Below are 15441 nucleotides of genomic sequence, written 5' to 3' on the forward strand. Positions count from 1 at the left end.
AAAAAATCTGTTTACATTACCCCGAGTTCGGACCACGACATCGAAAAATAATGATTGGACTCTCCCCTGAAAATCATGGCTTGGTTCGTTGGATTCGCCATGATATCGACAATATATCTCGCTCCGAACTTATCCCAACGTTTAATCAGGTTCCCATCGGAATCATACACGACAATGGCCATCCCCATTCGATGATCTGCGTAGCTAAGCGGCCAATAGGTATAGCTATTGGATCTCAATACAGGATAGATATCCTTGAGTTCATAGGTGTCCGGTGAAGACAAACTCAGTGCCTTCAGATCAGCCGGAATTGATGGCAAGGATTGTATTGGCACTTGTTCTATATGAAATGCCCGCTGAGGCTCAGGAGAAGCAGTTGGGATAATATCGTCCTCCGTCCATGAAGCACGAGATTGATCTGCTTGATTCAATTGATGCACAGCATCAGACAGCTGAATCGAGTTTGCCTTAAGGACTGCCGGCTCTGCGAAGTTCCGAATCATGTGCTGCACCGCGGTCTCAGTAACGGCATCACCTCGGTCCTGCATTTGATCTAATTCATACTTAATGTAGGTCATAGAGCGGATGATGATATCTAGTCGATTCAAGGCCAGTAGCTTCATTGCTCGAACCTGATTCAGATGATGAATGCTTCTGCGCAGTTTATTTCCCAGAACCATCTGCTCAACCCCTTTGAGTGCAGTACGAATTCCAGCGGCCGCAAGAGATACGACAGCACTTGCAATTAAAGTGCCTGCAGCCAGACCTACGCTAATCTCCCCACCGAAGACTGAGACCGCAGTCATATCAGCCATTTCAGAATCCAGTATCTCGGATCTGATGAGGAGAGCTGTAACTTCTGGAGCAAGGAATTGGATTGAGGCCATAACTGCAGCAGCGCTCACCAATAGGTTGGATATTCTTAATGTCTCGCAGCTCATCGCTGAATCATGTTTCAGTTCAGGCACCTTGCATATTTCATGAGCCTTAGTCTCAGGATAGATGTCATGATCTGTATATACCAGGGTTAGTTTATCATGGATCTCATGGCTTAATCCTTTGAAAAGCTCATGCTTCTCCTTCATTTGGTGAAGCAAGGATTCAATATCTGTATACAGCTCGATCCATCTAGCTTTGCGTTTGTGGTTGTTAGAGAATAAATTCGGCATATCATCATCCAACTCTTTCATTATTCTGATCGTGCTCCAACTTGGATTGAGCGATACATGATAGATACGTTTCAAGCTTGTGATATTGGGTGATTCCTCGTCCAATTGCGGGATTGTTCAAGGAATTCACTGGATATCCCGATTCAGGATGAACGTATCCCAGCTCGTAACTCGGCAGCTTCGGAACGATATCGGGCACATTATAAATACGAAACGTACGAGGGACTGCCTGTTCATAGGTCTCTGTGAACACCCGATCGCCCACCATAGGTGAACCAAAAGTGTAAACTTCTGTATCTATATCGTAAAAAGCGGCTGCAAAAGCAGTAAGCATGGCTAATGCACCACCAAGACTATGGCCTGCAACAGTCAATTGAGAAGCATTCATTTCCTCAACATATGTAGTGAGCATCTGCTCCTTATTTGTAGCGGTACAGCATACCTTCAAGGAACGATACATCCTTGCGAATCCTTCCTCCACCTTGCCAATTCCTCCCGGTTCAGTATAGGACAGCAGGAAGAAATCGAAAACATCAGCCCATTCCAGCGCCTTGGCTGTCCCGCGAAATACGATCGCTTGTATTGAAGGATCGGTGATCGACTGAGCGATACAACCGATACAACCGATACAACCGATACATTGTTCCGAATGCCATTGAAATTTGGAAGGCTCAAGCGTAATATTCGCAATGATGCGCCAGTTGGATGGAGTAGAAATTTTAGGAAAAGCACTCGCATTTGACGAACCGGCATCTCCTGTATATAAAGCCTTAATCATGTTCCCCCACCGCATTGCCTCATCTCGATTAAGCAAGGGCTTAACCATAATTTACAGCTCCAATATGAGCTTCAATGACTCGTATCGTTTCGCCCATCGTTGAAGAGATCAGCTCTATACGCTCGATCCACTCCCCGGTCATCTCCTGTTCAAGCCTCAGTGCAAATACATGCAGAACGAAAGGTGCTAATAATGCATTTTCTTTAACGGGAATAGGGATATATACCTCACTTGTTACCGTTATCGGAGAACCCGGCTCAACTCTCCAGTCGTATCCGGTTGAACCCGAATCGTCTCTGACAGCAACAAACGTTTCCTCCCCTTTCGCCAATCTGACGATGACTTTTGTCACAGGAATTGATGGGGTATGCATCATAATCTTCCTTTCTATAATGGGGATCATCACTTAGTACTTATGATCTTACAAGAATCGGTTAAAGCTACGTTCAAGCCAATCTAAAGATTAGTTAAAGATCGTTCTTAAACGCTCTTTAACATAAGTTAAACCATCACTTTAAAATGATGTGCATACTTTATCACGTAAAACGGCTAATTCTGAGTATAAAAAAACACCGTCTTTTACAAGACGATGCTTCGAGAATTAAGCAATTATAATTTTCCGTCCCATGGAAGTCCCTTGTGATATCGGTGACGGTCATGTGCATGCCATGGTGCCAAATAATCAACACCAAGAAGATCAAATTCATACATCTCCCATATCTTGCATTGCTTCTGGCTAGAGCCGGCTGCATGAAGAACGGCATTCACCGCTCTTCTCCCTGCCTCATTAGCACCTTCCATCGTAGCGAGATCTGTATTGGTCTTAACATAGTCGGATGCGAGGAATAGATTTGGAATGGAGGTATATGCATTCGGGCGAAGCTCCCAAGTCCCTACTTCATTTATTAAGAGTGGCTCCAGATTAACCGTATGATGTGGATTCTCAAAATGGATATCTGTATCCAAGAACCATGAATGAAGCACTTCATCATGCAAAATGATGCTGTCCACATTTAATCCTCTTTTTAACTGCTCCCATACTTCTTCTTTGATCTCCTCCGGTGTACAATCCATAGCCGGTTTACGAATATGTATTCCTTCCGTTTCCCAATCGGATATATCTACTGATAATACGCCTCTAACTTGTCCATCCCCATAACTGCTCCAATCGAATCCATCCCAGAATTGTGCCTGCGATATTGAGGTTAACGACCATGGAGAATCAAAATACATTACATGGCCTGGGGCCACAGGGACATCTTCCTTCAAATAGAATTGAATTCCGTTCATCCAGTCAATGGACTTCGATAGCACCCGGATGTTCGCTAATTCATGATGAGCCGCTGCCATTTCATTCGTAATAAATTCCGACATAATCTCGACTGGAAATGCAGCTACATAATAATCAGCTGTAATCGTGCTGCTCTCTCCATTCTTGATCACCGAAACTCCAGAGATTTGACCGTTCTCATAATGAAACTCTGTCACTTGCGCCTCAGTTTCGTACAACGCTCCTTTGCTCTGTATATAATGAACCCACGCGTCAATCCAGCGATTATTCGTAGGACCATCCAGTATACGTACAAACGACAAGCCTGGTGTCAGAACATCCAGTGTCATCTGTGCAGCAACTGTACCGACTGTTTTGGTATTCGCCTTGGTGGACTTACAGGCTACCAGCGTCTTCGTAATATTCCCAAACACTTTGCGGAAGGCTGGAGAAAATTGATCTGCTTCAATGAAGTCCCACCAAGGGATATCCTGATATTCATTCTCCCGTCTCTCGTCACAGCTGGTCATCACCTGCCATAGCTTGGATGTATATTGCTCCAGATCGGCTTCCGTTAAGCCAAGACCATTATCAAATAGCAATTTGATTAAATCTCTTAAATCATCAAGTGAGAATTTCATTTCCGTCACGAGTGGAACGAGTGGATGTGTGTCTGTTGAGATGTCAAGACGAGGCACTTCCACCAGATTATCGTACACCATCTTCCCATTTTCATAAGGGATTTTCTTCATTGAGTCTATGACATGTCTATAAAACTTCGGGAACAACCGAAATCCGTGCTCACCCGGAAGATCAGAACGATCCCCTACACCAGAACCGGAATATGGCATGCTGCGAGCTTTCCCCCCTGGGATTGCTTTGAATTCGTACACCTCAACTTCAAACCCCCGATCGACCAGCTCATGCGCTGCTGTTAGACCTGCAACTCCTCCACCTAATACTGCCACTTTCTTGCCCATACTTCCCCTCCCCATGTTATCTGAAGTTTCATTCTTCCTCATCATAGCAAATTTCGACAAAAAAGTGTTTCAAATATTTTGATGGATAGAAGCAGTCTCATCATTCGATCAGTTGTCTAAATCATGAGATGGTTTCATATTTTTCAGTAAGACTCTATTTCATTTAATGGTTATTTTTATCCTCGAGACCCTGCTTATTCTTATCCGGTTCTTTGGTCATCTTCTCGAATACGACCCTGCCTATCAAGATTAGTGCGATAATACCTATCGCAAAAAATACACCTGCATACACTAAACGTTCCTCCCCATTCCCTCATCATCTATGAGGTTGTCTACATTGTATTATAACCTTCTTCCCACTTGAGATGATTGAACACTATGTGAAATCAAACGATATTAAAAAAAGCACTCACGACAACTTTAGATTGTAGTCGTGAGTGCTCGTAATATGTTGAATCTACTTATTGCGGTGTATTATTTCGTCTCCAGAACCTTGTCAGCGGACTCCATCCATTGGAAATGGAAGGTTCCTTCCTTGTCCACACGATTGAACGTATGGGCGCCGAAGTAATCACGCTGTGCTTGCAATAAGTTCGCCGGGAGACGCTCTGTGCGATAGCTGTCATAGTAGGCTAACGCAGAAGCAAAGGCAGGAACCGGAATGCCATATTGAACAGCAATAGAAACCACTTGTCTCCAAGCTTCCTGATAGTTGTTCACAACCCAGCCGAAGTAATCATCCAGCAGCAGATTTTTCAGCTCCGGATTCTTATCGTAAGCTTCCTTGATATTCTCGAGGAAACGGGCACGAATAATGCAGCCTCCTCTAAAGATCATGGCAATACTTCCGAAATTCAGGTTCCAATTGTACTCTTCTGATGCGGATCGAAGCTGTGCAAAACCTTGGGCGTAAGAAGCAATTTTGCTCGCATACAGAGCTTTGCGAACGGCTTCGATAAATTCTTTTGCATCCCCATCATAAGGTTTGGTATCAGGACCTTTTAGAATTTGGCTAGCCTGTACGCGCTCTTCCTTCATCGCAGACAGGAAGCGTGCAAATACAGATTCCGTAACAATGGAGAGTGGAACTCCCAGATCTAGAGAGCTTTGACTCGTCCATTTACCGGTGCCCTTCTGACCTGCCGCATCCAGAATAACATCCACCATCGGCTTGCCCGTATCAGGATCTTGTTTGGAGAAGATATCGGCTGTAATCTCAATCAGATAGCTGTCCAGTTCACCGCGATTCCACTCGGTAAAGATCTCATGCAGCTCATCCGTACCCAGATGAAGAACATCCTTCAAGAGGTGATATGCCTCACCGATCAGCTGCATATCGCCGTATTCGATACCATTGTGAACCATCTTCACATAATGGCCGGAGCCACCTTCTCCAATATAAGTCGAACAAGGATCTCCGTTTACTTTTGCAGAAATTCCGGTAAGGATGGGCTCGACGAGCTCATAAGCATCTTTTTGTCCGCCTGGCATGATGGCTGGCCCTTTAAGTGCCCCTTCTTCACCGCCGGATACACCAGCGCCGATAAACCGCAGCCCTTTGGCAGCAAGCTCTTGATATCTGCGTTCTGTGTCAGGGAAATAGGCGTTTCCGCCGTCAATTAATATATCTCCCTCTTCCAAGTGAGGTACGAGCTGCTCAATAAGCGCATCCGTCGGCTCACCTGCTTTGACCATCATCATGATCTTACGCGGTGTTTCAAGAGATGCAACAAATTCCTCGATACTGTATGTGCCTACAAAATTTTTGCCTTCGGCTTCTGCAAGCAGTTCTTTCGTCTTCTCAGACGACCGATTGTACAGTGCTACAGAGAATCCTTTGCTCTCCATATTCAAGGCCAAATTTTTACCCATGACGGCAAGGCCAGCCACTCCGATTTGTTGTTTGCTCACGAATCTCTTCTCCCCCTGTATACTTGAATTACTTCACGCTTTTTTGCCAATCTGCTGCGAACTTATCAAGACCTTGATCCGTTAATGGATGCTTCGAAATTTGCTCAATGACAGAGAAAGGTACAGTAGCGATATGGGCTCCAGCCATAGCTACACGTGTTACGTGATCCGGATGACGAACAGAAGCTGCGATAATTTGTGTGTCCAAGCTGTGCGTACGGAACAATTCAGCTACTTTGGATACCAATTGAACTCCATCTTCAGAGATATCATCCAGACGGCCAAGGAATGGTGAAACATAAGTTGCACCTGCACGAGCAGCAAGAAGTGCTTGGTTCACCGTGAAAATTAATGTAACGTTGGTTTTAACACCTTTATGAGCAAGATAACGGCATGCTTCAAGACCTGCGAGGGTCATTGGCAGCTTGATCGTTATGTTCTTATCGTTATTGTTGATCTTAATGAGCTCATTCGCTTGTTCGATCATCTCTTCAGCAGACACCGCGTCAGGAGTTACTTCCGCAGATACAGATTCCACATCAGGTACAAGTTGCAGGATTTCCTCGATCCGATCCTCGAATTTCACGCCTTCTTTGGCTACCAAGGATGGATTCGTTGTTACTCCAGATAATACTCCGATTTTATAAGCCTTTTTAATATCCTGTACATTCGCTGTGTCAATAAAGAATTTCATTTGTATAGCCTCCTGTAATGTGTATTGGGATGGATTTGGTAATACTCGATGCGCTTGGGATTAATGAACAATCCCGATTTACAAAATAATCTGCAGCTGAATGAATCTCACATCCTATAATATACTGAAGATTATGAGATTCATTCAGCCTGAACAGAACTTACCCAAAATTTATCCTACAATAACTTGTGCAACGGGAGTAGCTGCTGAAGATTCATCTTCAGCTGTTCTCGCAGTCTCATTTAAGACAAAGGTCTCATCCGGCTCATCAAACCACCAGCGATAACCGTCTTGAGCAAGCATTTCGTTCGCTGCTGCCGGACCATGTGAACCCGCAGGGTACGGATGAAGCGGCACTTCATTCTCCGCAAAAGCCTCCAGTATCGGTTGAACCCACTTCCATGAGAGCTCCACTTCATCCCAGTGGACGAAGAAGGTGGAGTCGCCAATCAAGGCATCGTTGATCAATGTCTCGTAAGCTTCAGGCGCTTCGGTCCGGTCTGGGTACAGATCAATGTTGACTGGCTTGAATCCACCTTGATGTTCATGGTCCTTCGTATTCAGCTGCAGCGTGATTCCTTCATCCGGTCCAATATCAAAGATCAACAGATTTGGCGTAATGGATTGTTGTGTGCTTCCGAGTGATTTAATCGGATCTTTAAATTCGACAACCATGCGTGTGTGCTTGGATTTCAGACGTTTGCCCGTACGGATATAGAACGGAACTCCACGCCAGTAGTAGTTGTCAATGTTCAGCTTGGCTGCGATAAACGTATCGTTCATCGAGTCTTCTGCAATACCCGGCTCAGAAGTATAACCTTGAACTGGCGTACCATGGAGTGTTCCTGCAGCGTATTGACCGCGCACGATGCGTGTGGCTACATCCTGTCTCTGCAGTGGTTCAATGGCTTCAAGCACCTTTTTCTTCTTCAATCTGACATTCTCCGCTGTGGTGCTGTTCTGAGGTACTTGGATGGCCAGCATCATGAGCAGCTGCAGCATATGATTCTGGAACATATCCCGTACAGCGCCGACATGATCATAATAGCCTGCACGTTCTTCTACCCCAACGGTTTCATCAGCTGTAATCTGAACGTTTGCGATGTAACGATTGTTCCACAAGGCCTGAATTACCGGGTTCGCCTGCTGTAATGCTTCAAGACGCTGAACCATCGGCTTGCCAAGATAATGGTCAATTCGATATATTTCCTCTTCTGCGAATGCCTCGCTAAGCTGAGCATTGAGCACCCGAGCCGAAGCCAGATCATGTCCGAAAGGCTTCTCGATCACAAGTCTCTTCCAGCCCGTAACCTCACCAAGCCCGCTGTTCTCAATTTGGGATGAGATCGTTCCGAAGAACTCAGGTCCTACAGAAAGGTAGAACAATCGATTTACAAGGCCTTCATGACCTTGTTCCCATGCTTCAACGCGTCCTTTTAATTGAACAAAGTCCTCTTGTTTATCAATATTTAAAATATTAAAGCCGAATAAGCTTAGAAATGCTTGTAAGGTTTGATCTTCCTTCACTTCAAACCGATAAAAATCATAAAGAGATTGTTTAACATGGGCCTGGAAGGTTGCATCAGATAAGCTCCTTCTCCCAAGTCCAATCAGAGAAAATGCCTCCGGCAGCTTTCCGTTCAGGAACAAATGATAAAGTGCAGGATATATTTTTCGTTTGGCCAAATCGCCTGTAGCTCCAAACAATACAAAAGTTGTAGGATTCACTTCCATTATCTCCTTCCTGCTGAGAATGCACAGTAACCGAATATTTGGTATTGCCTGTGATCATCTCTGGTATCTATTTCTTAAATACACTATAATACAAAGCACAGTTATACATGTAATTAATATATTTCAGAGGAGATATAGACCACATCTATGACAAATAATTATGAACTATACAAAGTTTTCTATTGGGCTGCGAAAACAGGGAGTTTAACCCAGGCAGCAAAAGCGTTGTACCTTACCCAACCCAGTGTAAGCCATGCCATCAAACAGCTTGAAGAGAGCTTTGGTGTGACACTCTTTCACCGTACTTCCAAGGGAGTTAATCTAACACAGGAAGGAACAATTCTATTTTCATATATTGAACAGTCTCAAATTATGATCTCACTTGCTGAGGAAAAAATGGCTGCATTAAAAAACCTGGACAGCGGGGAACTCCGAGTCGGGGGCAGCGATTCGTTATTTAAACACTACCTGCTTCCATTTCTTGAGGACTATCACGCTAAATACCCGAGCGTCAAGCTGCATCTAAACCATGGAACTACACCCGAGGTGATCTCATACCTCAAAGAAGGCCGCATCGACCTTGGTGTCGTCAGAATGCCAATCGTCGATTCTCATATTGAAGTATCCGAAAGCATCCAACTGCAGGATTGTTTCGTCGCTGGAGAGCATTATGCGGAGCTCAAAGGGGTACAGCTGTCTATGGAAGAGCTGATGGAATATCCCGTCATTTTATTCTCCCGCAACAGCCGTGCTCGAATGGCAGTCACTGAGCTGTTTGAACGATATGGATATGAGCTAAAACCTGAAATTGAAGTCGGAAGCGTGGATTTACTCATTGAATTTGCCCGAAGAGGTCTGGGTATTTCATATGTCACACGTGAATTCGTGTCTAAAGAGCTGAGAGAAGGATCCTTATTTGAAATTGAACTAGACATCAAGCTGCCTCCATCCAAGGTAGGCGTCATGATTATGCGTAATATGCCTATATCCAGTGCAGCAACAAGGTTCCTTGAAATGGTGAGGTGAGTCAAGGCGGGTATAAAAAAGTATACTCAGCGTACAGGAGGATCTGATCTGGGGATTGGCATGAAGAACACATTTTCTGAATATTAAAATACCTTTATGAAAAAGTTAATAAGAAGTTCACAATTTATTGAATGAATTATTAAATATTTAACAAACAAACATTTTTACCTTAAAAATTGGTATGCTGTATACAGTTGAACTAAAGAAGATTTAACAGCAAAAATGTAACATTCAGGCTAGACAGTAGATCAAATTTAGTTCAATCTATATAGATATACTAATTTAATCATAGAAGTGAGTGGAATTATGAGTACAATTAATAATAGTTCAGGATCAAGTGCAGCAGCGGATGTTCAATCCCTGCCACAGGTTTTCTTTGCGACCATTAAGACAGGAATCATAAAATCAAATCTCATCGCGATGTTCGCCGGACTAAGTATGGCTCTCTATGTATTCAATGTTTCGTTTATTGACCATTTGGGCGCTATTATCTTGTCGATTATTGGTTCATCGCTCGTTATCGGTTCTGCCGGTACATTTAACAATCTGTATGATCGGGATATCGATGCCATCATGCAGCGAACCAAGGACCGCCCGACAGTAACCGGCAAAGTGGATACAAAGTCAGGTTTAATTCTCGGATTCCTAATGAGTATTCTCGGTATATTACTTCTCTATTTGAGTTCACCACTAGCCGCATTTTTTGGATTTCTCGGCTTATTCCTATATGTCGTGCCTTACACGATGTGGACGAAGCGGACAACCATTTACAATACGGAAGTAGGTAGTTTCTCTGGAGCAGTTCCGCCACTCATTGGCTGGTCTGTCATCTCGAACGAGCTCGGACACTTCGAAATCTGGGCCTTGGTTACAACAATGCTCATATGGCAGATGCCTCATTTTTATGCAATTGCTATCCGTCGTTTAGACGAGTACAAAGCAGCTGAAGTACCAATGCTCCCAGTCGTAAAAGGAATTAAACGAACTTATCTCCAAACCAATTTTTATCTGATCCTGCTCACGGCTTCAAGTGCCCTATTCTGGACATTTAACCCGTACATTGCTGGAATTGCCTTTGCTCTAAGTCTTGCCTGGTTAATCTTCAGCCTGGTAAGCTACCGCAAATCAGACATTACGAGCTGGGCTAAGAAGATGTTCATCTTCTCCTTGAATCATATGACATTATTGTTCCTGATCGTGATTATCTTCTCTCTGATTGCCCAAATGCTAAGATAGTACGAAATATCAGCTAAAATTGCTCCCTTAAATAGCAAAGCCCTAAGTTTTTTCTTTAACATAGAAGAAAATACTTAGGGCTTTTACATTTGGAATTTTATGTATTGTAATAGAAGCAAATTCATTGCTCAAGTGACTCGCATCACAGCTAGCTTAAATCTCTTTTCCTCTATAATTTCCTGAGCAAGTTCATCAGGTCGCTTAATGGTATTTCATCATTAATCCCGAATTTGCGATCCATTCCATAGACTCAGGATGATCGGTATTCATTTTTGGTAGTTTCGACGATAATTCAAGCTTATACTGATCCCGTCTCCGTTTGTCTCACGCCTCCAAAGCTCGTATTACTTCCCGGACCTCAGTTTGTAGTGTATGCAATCCATCCTTTTTCAAATTCTTGTAAACTAGCTTGCATGTTCAACATCCTTTCCTGAATCATCCTATGTCTTAGATATATTCAGTGAAGGTTCGTTAGGCAACTGCCCGTATGCTTGTTATGTTCCTATGACATGTGAGGATATTTACTCTTAAAGGATGTTTAACCAGTCAAGTCATATGAGATTGCATAGAATATAGCATGATCAGCAAGGAGGTGGATTACATGAGCGGATATGAATATGTTGGCGGTGCTTACAACGGAGGTTACGGCAACAGCGTTGCTGCCATTCTTGTATTGTTCATTTTGCTAGTCATCATCGTAAAGGCTTTTAAAGGATATTAATAAGTAAAACGATTCAAAAAATACGCCCATCCGATTGTATATCGGATGGGCTTTGCTATTGAGATATTCGGTTGTGGATGAGTAGATGAAGCAGTTTCGCTACTTCCTGTCATTTTTTGATTACTACTAGTCTCGTGATTATACTTACCGGTATAACGTTCAATATCATTCTCATGTGTATTCCTCTTATACTGATCCATACCCATATTCACATCATTCTTCACCTTAACGATCGCTCCCCAGCCTGAAATGAACAACAGGAGTACCCCCATTAATGCATATGCAATCGTAAAGTATATCTAGCTCGTATTTTATGTGCTCGTGGTAATACGACCCATTTAGTTGAAAGTTCCAATATTACATAATTTAAGTGAAGAGACAAGATTTCATCAAAAAACTGCACCTCTATTGCTGGTTAGGGTACCTAGCAATACGGTGCAGTTCCATTTTTTAAATAGCTGCTAATCAAAAGGAATCGGTACAATCTTATTATAGGTTTTAATATAATGATATCCACCAAGAATCAATGATTCTGGTTGGTCCGTGGTATTAAATGAATAGGTTCGCTCCCACAGGATGTTTCCATTGTTTAAGTCCCATGGACGCTCGGAAGAAATGGACGATACGGGAACCTCAGTACCGCCTGCTTGTACAAATATATTGTCATTTTCCAGAATCGTAAATTGTTTAGTAGCCATCACGATATCATAACCTGTATCCGTTTTGCTCACACTTCGAATCCATAGTTTCTCACTTCCCATTTTAATGGATTGATCGGAAGGTGAGACAAGAGAGATTGTTTCCTGTTGATTATGATAACCGCTGGAATTTTTAAGTATTAGCTCAAGACTTCTGATCTCGTCCGTTGGTAGCGCATCAAATCCAAGTTCAAATTCGCTAAGGCCAGTAGCTGCGTCATATTGTGACTCCATGAAGTCAAAATTCATTTCAATTCCATTTACGTAGAGAAGTGTCGTTCCAAAAAACCAAGGTTGCCGCTCCTGTGCCCATTCTTCATTCATTTTAATATGTCCTTTAATGACGGTAGAGGTTAGTGAAGCTGTAATAGACTCATAATATATTTCTCCCTGATCGACAGCAACTGATTTTGAGATTTTTTCTTTAACCAAGCTCTTCATTGCTTTGCTGGTATCAAATTTAAATGAAATCGGATATGTCTCACGTTCCCCATTTTTTTGGAATTCATAAAAAGTCACGGTTAATGTTCTAGACAAAGGACTAACGGATTCAAAACGTTGTATTCCATGGAGTACGGTTTCGTCCTCACTGTAATCATTACTGCCTTCTTCGGGAGATGAATTGGTCATGAAGCCTTCTATATGGTCTACGCCGAAACGAGATGAATCCCTTCTGATTATTTCTCCTTCTGGAGCCTTAATGGTGTAGTACATAGAGAACGAGTTATCATCGGCGATTACCCTATCCACTGTAATAAGCGTACCATCATCTAGTGTTGTACTCTTATTGACCTCCTGCCCGTATCCCTCTGTGGCAGCTTCTGAGAAGCTGGAGGCATTCAGCCCCATATTGAACAACTCGTTTCCATAATAGGTCAATGCCGGATATTGATAAGTTCCAACGATAAGCACTAACGCTGCTGCGGTGAGCCCAAACCACAGGACGACTTCATTCTTCTTCTTTTTGTTCGGAACACGGTCTAGTGCATTACGAAGTCTGTCCTCCAGCTCTGACGGTGCCTGCATTCTTTCAGAGGTCTGCTTGTGTTCTTGTAATCTCTCCTCGATCGTTCTCATAACGATCACCTCCGATCGTAGATTTCAGTTTAACTAGACCCTGTGAGATTCTTGATTTGATCGTACCAATCGGTGCACCTGTCATGTCCGCAATGGTCTGATAAGGAAGGTCATGTATATAGCGAAGCTCGATCGCTTCACGCTGACGTGGATTTAGCTTGGATAGAAGCTCTTTCATATCTGTCTCAGACTCAAAGTGAAGATAAGGATCAACTTCAGTCAGATTAGCTATGAAAGACTCCTGTTTTCCTTCAATGAGAATAAGTTTATCTTTTTTTCGAAGTGCTGATTTGCAGTGGTTTACAAGTATCGTTTTACTCCAGCTGTAGAATGCCTCCCTCTTCTGCAATTGCTCAAGCTTCTCATAGAGAGTTATGATCATATCTTCCATGGCATCCATTGCATCATGCTTATTTCCCATATACTTATAGGCAAGACGATAATAAGCGTCCTGTTCTGCTAAGATGAGCTGTAGTAAAGCTTCTTTGTTCCCCCTTTGGGCTTGTCTAACAAGACGGCTTATATTCATGGTCTCCCCCCTTTTCTAAATAAGAGATATTAACAGTAAATAAAGTTCATTTTGAAACAAAAAAACAAAAATCAGCCGATCCAGATTCATTTTCTCTTTATATAAAATTCTTGCTCCCATTGCTTTTGAATTTCTTCATCTTTATCCGAATGTTCCCTGTCATTAGGGGTAAACTACGGTCGAGGTGAAAAACATATGAGAAAATGGCTAATCATGCTCCTTATCATTTTATTGATTAATGGAATTTGTATAGCTGAAATTAACGCCACTCCCGATCCACCTGAAGAATCAAACCAAATGGAACAAAACAGCACTATAGAACCGTTTAGACGAGGCGGATTTCGATCACCAAGAGGAACCTATAACCCCGGAATCCGGAATCCCAATCGTACAAATCCATCTAGACAGGATAATAACGTGAATAATCCATCCCAACCAAGAACGACACCTGCAACAAGAACGGGTTTTGGTGGTTTTGGCGGCTTATTCGGCGGTCTGGCTCTAGGCACAATTATAGGATCACTGTTTAATCCGTTTGCCGGATTCTCACTTGGTGCCCCTATACTTTCCCTACTCAGTCTGGCTTTGTGGATCGTCGTAATTATCGCCGTCGTTCGTTTGTTTCGCAGGAAGAAAGAATATTAGGAATGACGGATTGTTGCCTATAAATTCCGCCATCAGCAAATTCATTAAAGAGAAACAATTAATATAACAAATTTGTACAATTAAAAAGGATGACTTCAGATGAAAACCGAAGCCATCCTCTATTATTTGATTAAATATATCCTTTATCCAGTAACTCTTGGCTTTGTTGGATCGCAATTAGGGCTCTGAATCTCACCCAGTGCAGCCAGCTTCGATAGATAATAACATTCTTCTCGATACATATGGTCCGGCATTAACGGATTTATTCGATCCAGCACTTCCCCGCGCAGCTCAAATTCCTCAAGCTCGGCTAGAAAGTGCATGAATACCTTCATTTCAAGGTCTACATCCGCATGAAATTTCGTCAATGCCGGGAAGTCCTTTAAATGGGTACGTAAATATCCAGCCATTTCCACGGATTTGAGATAAAACCCTTTGAAATTTTTCTGAAAAGCATTACTTTTTTTAATGAGCTGCATTTCTGCAAAATCTAAATCGGCAGCGAGACTGGCTGCATGTCCATATGCATCCTGTAACCAAAGCATATCATAATGCAGCGGATGAAATAGAGGAACACCTTGCCCTTCAAGCAATGATTTTAAGATTCGCTGATATTCCTCTAATTCATTCACCATGTGGTTAATGAAGGAGGGCGTCAGAAGTATATCTACTTTGCCTTCAAGCTGACGTTTCAGTAAATTCAGTTTGAAATTTCGAAGTTCTTGAGTGGCACCATTTGCTTCATGCGTTAGATTTGAGATATTTGTCGATGCATTCGAACGTCTCGCCTCATCGAGCAGCACATCAAATCGGTTCATCAATCGTTCAGCGATGGCGATATCAGCTTTTTCTTTAGGTGAGAGTGCAGTAAAAATAAACCGACAATGATCACCAAGAATTTGCAGCCAAAACCGATGCTCATATAAAGCATCCTCCATCCATTTCATCCTCCTCTCACAGCCGTTATTCACCA

The 15441-nt window shown here is 42.8% G+C and carries 15 protein-coding genes; 4 read left to right on the forward strand and 11 right to left on the reverse strand.

Features of this window, described 5'->3' with window-relative positions:
* Positions 1-11 precede the first annotated feature (11 nt).
* From BM415_RS08815 to zwf, 8 genes are all read right to left on the reverse strand, one after another.
* On the reverse strand, positions 12-1190 hold the full coding sequence (locus tag BM415_RS08815; protein WP_091156920.1) for a hypothetical protein: 1179 nt from the start codon (positions 1188-1190) through the stop codon (positions 12-14).
* Entirely contained in the window at positions 1174-1947 is a 774-nt protein-coding gene (locus BM415_RS08820) for a lipase family protein (RefSeq protein ID WP_170862408.1), read from the reverse strand. The genes BM415_RS08815 and BM415_RS08820 overlap by 17 nt, the downstream gene beginning before the upstream one ends.
* Positions 1948-1987: 40 nt before the next feature.
* On the reverse strand, positions 1988-2323 hold the full coding sequence (locus tag BM415_RS08825) for a hypothetical protein (protein WP_139236972.1): 336 nt from the start codon (positions 2321-2323) through the stop codon (positions 1988-1990).
* Between the two features lie 233 nt (positions 2324-2556).
* Positions 2557-4197 (reverse strand): hydroxysqualene dehydroxylase, encoded by a 1641-nt coding sequence (locus BM415_RS08830; RefSeq protein ID WP_091156927.1) that lies wholly within the window; start codon positions 4195-4197, stop codon positions 2557-2559.
* A 163-nt stretch (positions 4198-4360) separates the two neighbouring features.
* Positions 4361-4489: a hypothetical protein gene (locus BM415_RS25785; RefSeq protein WP_280142851.1), complete on the reverse strand. Its 129-nt coding sequence runs from the start codon at positions 4487-4489 to the stop codon at positions 4361-4363.
* Positions 4490-4671: 182 nt separating this feature from the next.
* The gene (gene gndA / locus BM415_RS08835; protein WP_091156929.1) at positions 4672-6108 is read right to left on the reverse strand and encodes an NADP-dependent phosphogluconate dehydrogenase; all 1437 of its coding nucleotides are present in this window, start codon (positions 6106-6108) and stop codon (positions 4672-4674) included.
* Between the two features lie 28 nt (positions 6109-6136).
* Positions 6137-6802 (reverse strand): fructose-6-phosphate aldolase, encoded by a 666-nt coding sequence (fsa, locus tag BM415_RS08840; RefSeq protein WP_091156931.1) that lies wholly within the window; start codon positions 6800-6802, stop codon positions 6137-6139.
* Positions 6803-6973: 171 nt separating this feature from the next.
* On the reverse strand, positions 6974-8530 hold the full coding sequence (gene zwf / locus BM415_RS08845) for a glucose-6-phosphate dehydrogenase (protein ID WP_091159147.1): 1557 nt from the start codon (positions 8528-8530) through the stop codon (positions 6974-6976).
* Between the two features lie 153 nt (positions 8531-8683).
* Here zwf and BM415_RS08850 point away from each other — a divergent pair, with 153 nt between their 5' ends.
* From BM415_RS08850 to BM415_RS08860, 3 genes are all read left to right on the forward strand, one after another.
* Positions 8684-9562, forward strand: a complete 879-nt coding sequence (locus BM415_RS08850) for a LysR family transcriptional regulator (protein ID WP_091156934.1) — start codon at positions 8684-8686, stop codon at positions 9560-9562.
* 306 nt (positions 9563-9868) lie between these two features.
* Positions 9869-10798, forward strand: coding sequence for a heme o synthase (cyoE, locus tag BM415_RS08855; protein ID WP_091156937.1), 930 nt, complete (start codon positions 9869-9871; stop codon positions 10796-10798).
* Between the two features lie 601 nt (positions 10799-11399).
* A complete protein-coding gene (locus tag BM415_RS08860; protein ID WP_139236973.1) occupies positions 11400-11519 on the forward strand; it encodes a YjcZ family sporulation protein in 120 nt (39 codons plus the stop codon).
* 461 nt (positions 11520-11980) lie between these two features.
* Here the strand turns inward: BM415_RS08860 and BM415_RS08870 are convergent, their stop codons facing one another.
* Entirely contained in the window at positions 11981-13294 is a 1314-nt protein-coding gene (locus BM415_RS08870) for a DUF4179 domain-containing protein (protein ID WP_091156944.1), read from the reverse strand.
* Positions 13248-13823 (reverse strand): RNA polymerase sigma factor, encoded by a 576-nt coding sequence (locus BM415_RS08875; protein ID WP_091156947.1) that lies wholly within the window; start codon positions 13821-13823, stop codon positions 13248-13250. The genes BM415_RS08870 and BM415_RS08875 overlap by 47 nt, the downstream gene beginning before the upstream one ends.
* Before the next feature lie 195 nt (positions 13824-14018).
* Between BM415_RS08875 and BM415_RS08880 the strand changes: the two genes are divergently transcribed.
* The gene (locus tag BM415_RS08880; RefSeq protein WP_091156948.1) at positions 14019-14468 is read left to right on the forward strand and encodes a hypothetical protein; all 450 of its coding nucleotides are present in this window, start codon (positions 14019-14021) and stop codon (positions 14466-14468) included.
* A gap of 143 nt (positions 14469-14611) precedes the next feature.
* Here BM415_RS08880 and BM415_RS08885 read toward each other — a convergent pair whose 3' ends face one another.
* Positions 14612-15406, reverse strand: coding sequence for a DUF2935 domain-containing protein (locus BM415_RS08885; protein WP_091156951.1), 795 nt, complete (start codon positions 15404-15406; stop codon positions 14612-14614).
* Between the last annotated feature and the right edge of the window lie 35 nt (positions 15407-15441).

This window comes from Paenibacillus sp. 453mf (assembly GCF_900116105.1).
Taxonomy (GTDB): Bacteria; Bacillota; Bacilli; order Paenibacillales; family Paenibacillaceae; genus Paenibacillus; species Paenibacillus provencensis.

Coding starts and splice junctions, on each gene's coding strand:
- BM415_RS08815 (WP_091156920.1), bottom strand. CDS start 1,190: ATGAAAGAGTTGGATGATGATATGCCGAATTTATTCTCTAACAACCAC.
- cyoE (WP_091156937.1), top strand. CDS start 9,869: ATGAGTACAATTAATAATAGTTCAGGATCAAGTGCAGCAGCGGATGTT.
- BM415_RS08825 (WP_139236972.1), bottom strand. CDS start 2,323: ATGATGCATACCCCATCAATTCCTGTGACAAAAGTCATCGTCAGATTG.
- BM415_RS08880 (WP_091156948.1), top strand. CDS start 14,019: ATGAGAAAATGGCTAATCATGCTCCTTATCATTTTATTGATTAATGGA.
- BM415_RS08820 (WP_170862408.1), bottom strand. CDS start 1,947: ATGATTAAGGCTTTATATACAGGAGATGCCGGTTCGTCAAATGCGAGT.
- BM415_RS08885 (WP_091156951.1), bottom strand. CDS start 15,406: ATGGAGGATGCTTTATATGAGCATCGGTTTTGGCTGCAAATTCTTGGT.
- BM415_RS08870 (WP_091156944.1), bottom strand. CDS start 13,294: ATGAGAACGATCGAGGAGAGATTACAAGAACACAAGCAGACCTCTGAA.
- fsa (WP_091156931.1), bottom strand. CDS start 6,802: ATGAAATTCTTTATTGACACAGCGAATGTACAGGATATTAAAAAGGCT.
- BM415_RS08850 (WP_091156934.1), top strand. CDS start 8,684: ATGACAAATAATTATGAACTATACAAAGTTTTCTATTGGGCTGCGAAA.
- BM415_RS08875 (WP_091156947.1), bottom strand. CDS start 13,823: ATGAATATAAGCCGTCTTGTTAGACAAGCCCAAAGGGGGAACAAAGAA.
- BM415_RS08860 (WP_139236973.1), top strand. CDS start 11,400: ATGAGCGGATATGAATATGTTGGCGGTGCTTACAACGGAGGTTACGGC.
- BM415_RS08830 (WP_091156927.1), bottom strand. CDS start 4,197: ATGGGCAAGAAAGTGGCAGTATTAGGTGGAGGAGTTGCAGGTCTAACA.